The 10,599-nt window shown below is 68.8% G+C and carries 9 protein-coding genes; 7 read left to right on the top strand and 2 right to left on the bottom strand.

All coding sequences use genetic code 11. From position 1 onward, the window contains the following. Together ABZ717_RS21510 and ABZ717_RS21505 are read right to left on the bottom strand one after the other, a co-directional pair. On the bottom strand, positions 1–1,119 hold a 1,119-nt coding region (locus ABZ717_RS21510; RefSeq protein ID WP_358513275.1), incomplete at its 3' end, for a DUF222 domain-containing protein. 778 nt (positions 1,120–1,897) lie between these two features. Further along, positions 1,898–2,986, bottom strand: coding sequence for a LacI family DNA-binding transcriptional regulator (locus tag ABZ717_RS21505; RefSeq protein ID WP_358513273.1), 1,089 nt, complete (start codon positions 2,984–2,986; stop codon positions 1,898–1,900). Positions 2,987–3,241: 255 nt separating this feature from the next. Here ABZ717_RS21505 and ABZ717_RS21500 point away from each other — a divergent pair, with 255 nt between their 5' ends. The 7 genes from ABZ717_RS21500 (at position 3,242) to ABZ717_RS21470 (ending at position 10,549) form a co-directional block, all read left to right on the top strand. Next, positions 3,242–4,768: a sugar ABC transporter ATP-binding protein gene (locus ABZ717_RS21500; RefSeq protein WP_358513271.1), complete on the top strand. Its 1,527-nt coding sequence runs from the start codon at positions 3,242–3,244 to the stop codon at positions 4,766–4,768. A gap of 26 nt (positions 4,769–4,794) precedes the next feature. Next, positions 4,795–5,793, top strand: coding sequence for an ABC transporter permease (locus ABZ717_RS21495; protein WP_358513287.1), 999 nt, complete (start codon positions 4,795–4,797; stop codon positions 5,791–5,793). Next, complete coding sequence (locus ABZ717_RS21490; protein ID WP_358513269.1) at positions 5,783–6,817, top strand: ABC transporter permease; 1,035 nt, start codon at positions 5,783–5,785, stop codon at positions 6,815–6,817. Before ABZ717_RS21495 ends, ABZ717_RS21490 begins: the two co-directional genes overlap by 11 nt. After that, the gene (gene rhaS / locus ABZ717_RS21485; RefSeq protein ID WP_358513267.1) at positions 6,814–7,875 is read left to right on the top strand and encodes a rhamnose ABC transporter substrate-binding protein; all 1,062 of its coding nucleotides are present in this window, start codon (positions 6,814–6,816) and stop codon (positions 7,873–7,875) included. The genes ABZ717_RS21490 and rhaS overlap by 4 nt, the downstream gene beginning before the upstream one ends. 16 nt (positions 7,876–7,891) lie before the next feature. Further along, complete coding sequence (locus tag ABZ717_RS21480; protein ID WP_358513265.1) at positions 7,892–8,209, top strand: L-rhamnose mutarotase; 318 nt, start codon at positions 7,892–7,894, stop codon at positions 8,207–8,209. A gap of 167 nt (positions 8,210–8,376) precedes the next feature. Beyond that, positions 8,377–9,411, top strand: a complete 1,035-nt coding sequence (locus ABZ717_RS21475; RefSeq protein ID WP_358513263.1) for a LacI family DNA-binding transcriptional regulator — start codon at positions 8,377–8,379, stop codon at positions 9,409–9,411. A gap of 94 nt (positions 9,412–9,505) precedes the next feature. Further along, positions 9,506–10,549 (top strand): LacI family DNA-binding transcriptional regulator, encoded by a 1,044-nt coding sequence (locus tag ABZ717_RS21470; RefSeq protein ID WP_358513261.1) that lies wholly within the window; start codon positions 9,506–9,508, stop codon positions 10,547–10,549. The last annotated feature ends 50 nt before the right edge of the window (positions 10,550–10,599 follow it).

Raw genomic sequence — 10,599 nt, 5'->3', positions numbered from 1 at the left:
GTGCCACTCGCAGTAGGGCTTCTTGAACCCCGCCGCTTGACGGACCGGATCCGGAGCGCACCGCTGCTTACGCCCCACATCCAACAGAGTCCGACCCTGGGCATCGGTCACGAACCGGCGCAACCAACTCTCGGGGGTCAAACGGGCCACCATCTGATCAGGCAACACCACACCATCCTCGGTAGTGGCGGGCTCGGCCGACCCATCACCCAGGAACCGCTTCAGCGGCACGGTGATGTTCAGGGTCGCCAACGGTTGGCGGCTCAGACTGGAGCAACCCCGGTGAGTCAGAGCGGTCTCGAAGATCCGCCTCATCGCGTCATAGATGCGCTGATGCTTCGCCACGGCGGCGTTCTCCGGCCCATACGGCTGCGTGTAAGCCTCCAAGGCGGCCTGGATCAGCTCGTTATCGGCCCCCGGCCCCCACATCCGTAGCAGGAACCCACCCTCGAAGGTGGGCGAGAACTGCGCGCCCCGGTTCTCGAACGTTTCATCGTAGTCCCGGTCGACCTTATCCGGATCCAGGCGGGCCACGAACCATTTCGCCGCGTCCCGCAACTGGCGCACCGAAGCCTGCGGGCATTCCTGTTTATAGGCGATGAGCCCGTATTCCAACCGGGCCCGAAACCCCTCCACCGAAGGACACTGGGCACGGAATTCCTCATCCGCAGTTTCCAGGACCTTCGCCCACTCGGTAGTCGCTTTTTCGGTGGAGGTCGCGATGGCGCACGCCTCACCCAAAGACAGAGTCTGCTTCCCGAACGCTTCTTCCACCAAGGGCAGCTGCTGCCGGTGTAGGGCGCGGGCGAGGGTGGCGAGGCTCTTGGCCTCGGCCGGGGTGGTGCCCCACTGGTGGGTGATCCACGTCTGGATGCTGCGCTGTCCGCCCTCTTCCAGCAGGGCGCCGGTGGCCTCCATACGGGCTAGGGCGGGCAGCATCCCGTAGCGGATGCGGTCTGTTTCCTGGTTGAGGCGGCCGAACTGTGCGAGCGCATCGGCTTCGCACCCGAACGGGATATCCCGGCCGGAGAATTCCACTGCGATCTCCCGCGCACCCGCCATCGCCTTATCGACCGGGGTGTTCCCGGTCGGGCGCGGTGCGTGGGGAGGAAAGCTCATACTCTGATTATATGCGAACACCCCCAACAATGGCAGGCCTACCCGCGAGTTTATTAACCGAATTCTGGGGCCGGCATTCCTGCTATGCGAGAGCCTCTGTTTCGGGTTGCCCGCAACCTCTTTTCGCTATGGTCGGATTCGTCTATCGCGGAGACACTCCTGGCGAATTCGAGGGAAGGGGCTCTGAAGAGAAATGATCTTGTCCGTAGCGCCATGTTGGGCGCCCAAATGGGCGCTAGGAGCAAGATCATCGCTGTGAAGACCAGAGCCGGCTACCGCGGGGACGCGCCCCGCCCCGAACCCCACCTGTAGCGGGTCCTTCGTTGCCTGACCCGTCACGTAGTGGCGACGCGCTCAACGAGGACACCAGAGGGAAGGGAAGGGATCCGGCCGGCCACGGCCGGAGTGGGCCGCAGGCCCGCAGGGCCGTTGGGACCTCAACCACTCTCCCCCCTTCCCCGATAGCCGCCAAACCGCCGCCCGCGCCGTACGGGTCAAGGCCACCAGCCCCGCTGCCAGAGCACACGACATTGCCTTGACGCGTGCGGTGCGGGCGGCAACAATCACGCGGCGGGGAAGGAGGGAGAACCCACCCCCACCCCGCCCAACCACCCCAGGGTTATCTAGCCCAGGCGCCCCACGCACCCACCAAGATGAATCGTTTTAAACTCGCACTGAATCAAGATCAGCATGGGCATGCACGCGAACGCTCGGACGCGCCCGAGCTTCAGCTCAGCCAGCTCAGCTCAGCCAGCTCAACCAACTCAGTCAACTCAACTCAGGCCCGATGTGCGGCCGTCGAGCCGCGCAGCACGATCTCCGGGGTGAAGAGCCGGCGCTCGTGTCTGTGGCCGGAGTCGTCGAAGTGCTCCCGGAGCAGGCTCATCGCCGTGCGTCCCAGCTTGTACTTGGGCTGGGCGACCGTGGTGAGCCCGGGATGCACGAGGGCGGCGACGTCGATGTCGTCGTAGCCCATCACCGAGATGTCGTCGGGGGCGCGTAGGCCACGTCGCCCAAGCCCCTTGAGGAAGCCCAGGGCGAGCTGATCGTTGGCGCAGAACACCGCGGTGGAACGCTGGCGGGGCCCACCGGCCAGGATGGTGTCCACGGCCTTCTCGCCCTGTTCGGGGTTGAGTTGGGGCACGTGCACCAGGTCGAGGGCGGTCTCCGGGTCCAGGCCCGCCTCGGTGACGGCTTGGAGTAGACCCTGGTGGCGGCGGTGGACCTGGTCGATGGAGAAGGGGCCGGTCAGGAAAGCGATCCGTTCGTGGCCGAGCCCGATGAGGTGGCGCCCGGCGGCCAGTCCGCCGGCCTCGTTGTCGACGCTGACGCTGCAGCCTTCCTCGATGGGCACGTCGCCGCGGTCCAGCGCGACCCAGGGGATCCCTTGTTTGCTCAACCAGCGTAGGTCGGACAGGTCGTCGTCGATGGGCATGACGACCGCGCCGGCGGCGCGCTGTCCGGCGAGCAGGCGTAGGTTGCGCTCCTGTCGGGTGTGGTCCTCGGCGGAGTTGAGCAGCAGCACCGCCAGGCCGGACTCCACCGCCTCGTCCTCGACTCCGCGCGCGACCTCCGTGAAGTAGGGGTTGGTCACGTCCAGGACCAGTAGTCCCACGCAGTCGCTGCGGCCGGACCGCAGGTTGCTGCCGGAGGAGTTGCGCACGTAGTCGAGTTCGCGGATGGCGGCCTCGACGCGTTCCCTGGTCTCCGTGGCCACTCGTTCGGGGCGGTTGAGGACGTTGGACACGGTCCCGGGCGAGACCCCCGCGTGCTTCGCGACCTGGGTGATGCCGACGGAGCGCCGGGCCGCGGTGGGGTTCGGGTTCTCGGGCACGTGCGGTACTCCCAGCCTGGAAGGTGCGCTCATGGTCACACCGTGATTGAAACGTGTCAATGTCAATCGTACAAGTGACTCAGGGGCGAGGGGCGTCCCTCGCCGATCCGGGCGGTGTTGTGGGCGGTCCTGGCCCTTTATCAGGATGTTTCCCGGATGTCTTGACGGCTGCCTGTGGCCTAATTAACATCACCCTCATATTAAAACGTTTTGTCTGCTGATCCGACCCACGCACCGATCCCTCCGCGTATCGACCTCGACGCGAGTCCTCAACGGAAGGAGGACAGCATGGCGGTTCGAGGCCCCACGGGTCCGCCCGTCCTCTCCCTCGCCGACGTGAGCAAGGCCTTCGGCAACGTCCGCGCCCTTCGGAACATGTCCCTGGAACTCCACCCGGGCGAGATCCACGCCCTGGTAGGGGAGAACGGGGCCGGCAAGTCCACCCTGGTCAAGACCCTGGCCGGAGTGCACCGCCCCGACCACGGCCGTGTGCTGGTCGACGGCGCACGCGTGGAGTTCACCGCCCCCGCCGACGCCCAACGGGCCGGGGTCGCGGTCATCTACCAGGAACCCACCCTCTTCCCGGACCTGTCGGTCACCGAGAACATCTTCGTCGGTCGCCAGCCCCGCACCCGTTGGGGCACCATCGACAAGGCCCGCATGCGTCGCCTGACCAGGGAGGCGTTCACCCGTCTGGGTGTGGAGGTCGATCCCGAACGTCCCGCGCGCGGACTGTCCATCGCCGACCAGCAGCTCGTGGAGATCGCCAAGGCCATCACCCGCGACGCCCGGGTCCTGATCATGGACGAACCCACCGCCGCGCTGTCCGGGGTGGAGGCCGAACGCCTGTTCCGGGTCGCCCGCTCCTTGCGCGACGCCGGAGCGGCGCTGCTGTTCATCTCCCACCGCTTCGACGAGGTGTTCGCCCTCAGCGACCGGGTCACGGTCGTGCGCGATGGATCCTTCGTCTCCTGTGACCCCACCGGCGACCTGGAGGTGGACACAGTGGTGCGCCGCATGGTCGGCCGCGACGTCGACGACCTCTATCCCAAACAGGAGGCCGTCATCGGTGAGACCGTCCTGGAGGTGGAGGGGCTCACCAGGCAAGGGGTCTTCGCCGATGTCTCCTTCACGGTGCGGGCCGGGGAAATCGTCGCGCTGGCCGGGCTGGTGGGCGCCGGACGCAGCGAGGTCGTACGCGCCGTGTTCGGGGTGGACCGTTACGACCTCGGCGCGGTTCGGGTACACGGTCGACCGCTCCCCGCCGGTCGGCCCAAGGCCGCGATGGCCGCCCACATGGCCTTGGTCCCAGAGGACCGCCGCCAGCAGGGGCTGGTCATGGAGTCCTCCATCGCCCGCAACGCCACCGCCACCCGTCGCCGTCCGCTCAGCCGCGCGGGCCTGCTGACCTCGCGCGCGGAGAACGAGGCGGCCCACCACTGGGGGGAGCGTCTGCGCCTGAAGTTCGGCGATCTGGCCGACACGGTCTCCACCCTGTCCGGCGGCAACCAGCAGAAGGTCGTACTGGCCAAGTGGCTGTCCACCGAACCGCGGATCCTGTTCGTCGACGAACCCACCCGTGGGATCGACGTGGGCACCAAGGCCGAGGTCCACCGTCTGCTCACCACCCTGGCGGGGGAAGGGGTGGCCGTGGTGATGGTCTCCAGCGAACTCCCCGAGGTCCTGGGCATGGCCGACCGTGTCCTGGTGATGCACGAGGGGCGACTCACCGCCGAACTCGACCGATCCGAGGCCACCGAGGAGTCCGTCATGTACGCGGCCACCGGAACGACCGTGGGGAAGGGGGCGACGTGACGGTGACCGACACCCAGACCCCGGTCGTGTCCAGCACGACCGGACGCGTCCGGCGCACCCGTCGGGTGCGTGAACTCGGTGTGCTCCTGGCGGTGGTCCTGCTCATCGCGGCCACGTGGCTGAACAATCCCGGGTTCCTCTCCAGCCAGGGCGTGCGCGACCTCTTCCTCGGCGCGACCGTACTGTCCGTTCTGGCCGTGGGCCAGGCACTGGTCCTGATCACCAAGAACGTCGATCTGTCGGTCGGTTCGGTGATGGGACTGTCGGCCTTCGGAACCGGCACCCTCTTCGTGGCCTTCCCCGGGCTCCCCGTCCCCGTGGTGCTCATCGCCGGTGTGGTGGTCGGTGCCCTGTGCGGTTTGGTGAACGGTTTCCTGGTCACCTTCGCCCAGGTGCCCGCGCTGGTCGTCACCCTGGGCACGCTCTACGCCTTCCGCGGGCTCGGCCACTGGTGGGCCGACGGTGGCCAGGTCAACGCCCACGACATGCCCTCCGCTTTCCTGGACCTGGGTCGGTCGAGTGTCCTGGGCGTACCATTGCCCGCCGCCGTCGCCATCGTCGTGGTCGTCGGTGTGGGCCTGTTCCTGTCCCACTACCGCTCGGGCCGTGAGCTGTACGCCATCGGCTCCAACGTCGAGGCGGCCCGCCTGTCCGGCATCTCCGTGGGGCGCCGGGTCCTGGCCGCCTTCGTCGCCAACGGCGCGCTGGCCGGTCTGGCCGGGGTCCTCTTCGCCGCCCGCTACGGCACCGTCGACTCCACCGTCGGCTTCGGCATGGAGTTGCAGGTCGTGGCCGCCGCCGTCGTGGGCGGCGTGGCCATCGCCGGGGGAGTGGGCACCGTCTACGGCGCTGCCCTGGGTGCCATCCTGCTCACCACCATCACCGCCGCCCTGCCCATCTGGCGGATCGACCAGTTCTGGCACCAGGCCGTCGTCGGCGCGCTCATCCTGGCCGCCATCGGCCTGGACCGGCTGCTGGCGCTGCGCTCGGCGCGCAGGCTCCGAGGAGGTCCCCGTGGCTCCTGACACCATCGCCCCTTCCCCCACCCCTGGAAGGTTCCGAACCCTGCTGTCGGCCCGCGAGGCCCCCGTGGTCGGCGCGTTGGTGGTGGCGTTGTTGTGCGCGTCGATGTTCGTCGACGTGTTCGCCACCGGTCGCAACACGAGCTTCCTGTTGTTGAGCGTGGCCGCCATCGCCCTCATGGCCCTGCCGATGACCCTCATCGTCATCACCGGGGAGATCGACCTGTCGGTGGCCTCCACCCTGGCCCTGACCAGCGCCACCCTGGGCGTGCTGTGGGAATCCGGTGTCCCGATCGAAACGGCCCTGGTGATCTGCCTGGTGATCGGTGCCCTGCTCGGCGCCCTCAACGGGGTGCTGGTCACCGTGATGGGGTTGCCCTCCCTGGCGGTCACCATCGGCACCATGGCCCTGTACCGGGGCCTGGCCTACGTGCTGCTCGGGGATCGGGCCGTGGCCAGTTACCCGCAGAACTGGGTGAGCGGGGCCCGCGCACCCTTCCCCGGGGTGGAGGGCCTGCCCTGGGTCGCGGTGGCGATCCTCGTGCTCGCCCTGCTTTTCGCCGTGTTCCTGCACGCCACCGGCGCCGGACGTTCCCTGTTCGACATCGGTAACAACGACGAGGCCGCCCGCTTCTCCGGGGTGTCGGTGAAGTGGACGAAGTTCTGGCTTTTCACGCTCAGCGGAGTGGTCGCCTCCTCGGCCGGGCTCTTTTGGACCCTGCAGTACGGCACCTCTCGCGCCGACACCGCCTTCGGCCTGGAACTGCAGGTCGTGGCCGCCGTCCTGCTCGGCGGGGTGTCCATCTTCGGTGGTGTCGGTTCGATCCTGGGCGTGATGAGCGGCGTGTTGTTGCTCGGTGTCCTGCGCAACGCCCTGCAGCTGTTCGGCGTCAGCAGCGACGTCCTGCTCATCGTCACCGGCGCGATCCTCATCGCCTCCGTCGTCACACCCAACCTCGTGGCCCGGGTCCGCTCCCGGCGCGCACGCCCACTCGCATCCCGTACCCCCGAGGGAGACACACCATGATCGACCCCCGACGCTATTCGTTCCTCACCGCGACCGCGGCGGTGATGCTGCTGGCCACCGCTTGTGGCGGCACCACCATCGACGACGCCCAGGACGAGGACGCCCAGGGGCCCACGGGAACCGCCGACCCGGACGCGGAGATCCCCGAGGGCCTGGCCATCGACTTCCTGCCCAAGCAGCTCAACAACCCGTTCTTCGACCTGGTCGACGCAGGGGGACAGGAGGCGGTGGAGGAAGTGGGCGGCGTGGCCACCGAACGGGGCGGTACCGAGGCCACCGCCGACTCCCAGGTGGAGTACATCAACGCCGCCAGTCAGGCCGGCAGCGACGTCATCGTCATCGCCGCCAACGACCCCGACGCCGTGTGCCCGTCCCTGAACGAGGCGCGCGACAACGGCGCGGTCATCGTGGGTTATGACTCCAACGCCAACTGCACCGACGTGTTCGTCAACCAGTCCAGTAACCGGCTCATCGGGCAGACCCTGGTGGACATGGTCGAGGAACAGCTCGGCGGCGAGGGCACCTTCGCGGTCCTGTCGGCCACTCCCAACGCCACCAATCAGAACGCGTGGATCGAGGAGATGGAGCAGATCCTGCAGGAGGACGAGTACGCCGACCTGGAGTTGGTGGACACCGTCTACGGCAACGACGACGACCTGGAGTCGTTCCAGGAGATGCAGGGGCTGATGCAGTCCCACCCGGACCTGGACGCGGTCGTCTCGCCCACCACGGTCGGCCTGGCCGCCGCGGCCCGCTACGTCAGCGATTCCGAGTACCAGGGCGAACTGGTGGTGACGGGCCTGGGCACGCCCAACCAGATGCGCGAGTTCGTGCACGACGGCACGGTCGATGGGTTCGCGCTGTGGAACCCGCACGAGCTGGGCTACCTGGCCGGGTACACCGGCGCCGCGCTCAAGGCAGGACAGATCACCGGCGCGCAGGGGGAGACCTTCACCGCCGGAGACCTGGGCGAGTTCACGTTCGAGACCGACGGCGAGGTCGTGCTGGGCCCGCCGCTGGTCTTCGACGCCGACAACGTGGACGACTTCGACTTCTGACCCGGGAAGGGGACGCATGCGACGAGTGTGTTTCGTGCTGAAGGTGCGCGAGGATCGGTTGGCGGAATACCGTGAGCGCCATGCCCAGGTATGGCCCGAGATGCGTCGGGCCCTGTCGGAGAGCGGTTGGCACAACTACTCGCTGTTCGCCGACGAGCGGGGCATGGTGATCGGCTACCTGGAGACCGAGGACTTCGACGCGGCCCGTGCCGCCATGGCGAAGACCGAGGTCAACGCCCGCTGGCAGGCGGAGATGGCGCCTCTCTTCGAGGACCTGGACGGTCGCCCCGATGAGGGGATGCTTCCGCTGACCGAGGTCTTCCACCTTCCCTAGGAATCCGTACGCCCCGGTCGGTTACTCGACCGGGGTTTTCCCGTGCCGGTGGCGTGAGCGCTAACAAGCCGGGTGGAGAACCCCTACTTCCCGACCTTCCCGACCATTGCCCCGGGAATGGCAGTGCAGTATGTTAACGCCCACCAACCCCGGCAAGGAGTTTTTGGGTGGACCACACTTCCCCGCCCGTCCGGGTGAACCGTGACCCCGCGATGACGGACGTCGCTCGGCTCGCCGGTGTCTCCCACCAGACGGTGTCCCGTGTGCTCAACGGACACCCCAACGTCCGTGAGCAGACCCGGTTGCGTGTGCGCGCCGCCATCGAACAGCTCGGTTACCGCCCCAACCGGGCCGCCCGCACCCTGGCGACCGGGAAGTCCCAGCTCCTGGGCGTGGTGGCGCAGAACTCCACGCTCTTCGGCCCCTCGTCGCTGCTGGCCGCCTTCGAACTGGCCGCCACCGCGCGGGGGTTCGTGGTCAGCGTGCGCCGGGTCCGGGTCCTGGACCACGGTTCCATCGCCGCCGCGGTGGAACACCACCGCGAACAGCGGGCCGCCGGGATCGTGGTGATAGCCCCCACCGGCGCGGCGGACGAGGCCCTGGCCGAGGTGCCCACCGACGTTCCCGTGGTGACGGTGGACGGCGACCCCGAACGTGAGGGCACCCTGGTGACCGTGGACCAGGAGGCCGGGGCGCGACTGGCCACGCGGTGTCTGCTGGAGGCCGGACACGAGACGGTCTGGCACGTGTCGGGCCCGGCGGACTGGTTCGACGCCGCCGGTCGACTGCGCGGCTGGCAGCGGACCTTGGAGGAGGCCGGCGCGGAGGTTCCTCCGGTCAGCCAGGCCGACTGGAGCGCCGCATCGGGCTACCGGGCGGGGCTGATGTTGGCCCGAATGCCAGAGGTCACGGCGGTGTTCGCGGCCAACGACCATTTGGCCCTGGGGATCCTGCGGGCGATGCACGAACGCGGCCGTTCGGTGCCCGGCGACGTCAGCGTGGTGGGCTTCGACGACGTGCCCGAGGCCGCCTACTTCATTCCACCGTTGACCACGGTGCGGCCCGATTTCGACACCGTGGCCACCGAGGCGCTGAGCGTGTTGTTGTCCCGGGTCTCGGGTGAACGGACCGGTTCCACGCGAAGCGTCATCACCCCCACCCTGGTCGAACGCGACAGCGTGGCGGCGCCGCCGACCGCCTAGGGCCGGTGCTCCGCCCCGTGCCGGCTAAACTGAGCGCCGTCGAACGCAGGAGGCGGCCGGGGAAGACGCCGCCAGGGGGCACGGAGGCGTGGGGATGGGAGAGGGCGCTGAGACCGTGGCGGGGGCACGCCGTCGCGGAGCCCGGGTCTCCATGGCCGACGTGGCCCGACTGGCCGGGGTCTCCTCGCAGACCGTCTCCCGGGTCTCCAACGGCAGCCCCAGCGTGGTGCCCGAGACCCGAGAACGGGTGCTGGCCGCCATGGAGGAGCTCGGTTACCGGCCCAACAGCGCCGCGCGCGCCCTCAAACGCGGCGAGTTCCGCACGCTCGGGGTCATCGTGTTCACCCTGTCGACCACGGGCACGTTGCGCACGCTGGAGGCGATCGCGGGTTCCGCCGCCCAGGAGGGGTACGCGATCACGCTCATCCCGGTGGCGGTGCCCACCCAGGACGGGGTGCTGGGTGCCTTCACCCGGCTGGGCGAGCTGGCGGTGGACGCCGTCATCGTCATCATGGAGGTCCACCTGTTGGACGCCGCCGACGTCCGGTTGCCGCAGGGGTTGCACGTGGTCGTGGCCGACTCCGAAGCCGACGATCGGTACGGCATGGTCGACACCGACCAAAGGGGCGGAACACGTTCGGCGGTCTCGCACCTGCTCGACCTGGGACATCGGACGGTGCATCATCTGGCCGGCCCGAGGGAGTCCTTCTGCGCGGAACACCGGGCCCGCGCCTGGCGGGAGCGACTGGGGGAGAGCGGGTGCCCGATCCCCGAGCCGATCCACGGCGATTGGTCGGCCGAAGGCGGCTACCGGGCGGGGCTGGATCTGGCAGCCGATCCCGAGTGCACGGCGGTGTTCGTGGCCAACGACCAGATGGCGTTGGGTGTGCTGCGGGCGATGCACGAGCGGGGCCGGTCGGTTCCCGAGGACGTGAGCGTGGTGGGGTTCGACGACATCGCGGAGGCGGCGTCGTTCCTGCCGCCGCTGACGACCGTCCGGCAGGACTTCCATGAGGTGGGGCGCCGACTCGTGGCCGGGGCGCTGCGTCGGCTGCGCGGGGAGGCGGACGGCCCCGGGGCCTCGCTGGTGCCCACCGAGCTGGTGGTACGCGCCAGCACCGCGCCGCCCTCGGTGTGAACCGCGAAGGTTTCCCGCGCCCGACCCCTTGACCTCCGGGCGACCCCGGT

The sequence above is a fragment of the Nocardiopsis sp. NPDC006832 genome (genome assembly GCF_040635885.1).
In the GTDB taxonomy this organism is placed as follows: domain Bacteria; phylum Actinomycetota; class Actinomycetes; order Streptosporangiales; family Streptosporangiaceae; genus Nocardiopsis.
The sequence above is the reverse complement of the archived record's forward strand: the minus strand, read 5'-3'. Positions and strand labels throughout refer to the sequence as shown.

What these genes read in the sequence shown, in the direction of transcription:
- ABZ717_RS21505 (WP_358513273.1), bottom strand. Translation starts at nt 2,986, where the DNA reads ATGAGCGCACCTTCCAGGCTGGGAGTACCGCACGTGCCCGAGAACCCG.
- ABZ717_RS21500 (WP_358513271.1), top strand. Translation starts at nt 3,242, where the DNA reads ATGGCGGTTCGAGGCCCCACGGGTCCGCCCGTCCTCTCCCTCGCCGAC.
- rhaS (WP_358513267.1), top strand. Translation starts at nt 6,814, where the DNA reads ATGATCGACCCCCGACGCTATTCGTTCCTCACCGCGACCGCGGCGGTG.
- ABZ717_RS21480 (WP_358513265.1), top strand. Translation starts at nt 7,892, where the DNA reads ATGCGACGAGTGTGTTTCGTGCTGAAGGTGCGCGAGGATCGGTTGGCG.
- ABZ717_RS21470 (WP_358513261.1), top strand. Translation starts at nt 9,506, where the DNA reads ATGGGAGAGGGCGCTGAGACCGTGGCGGGGGCACGCCGTCGCGGAGCC.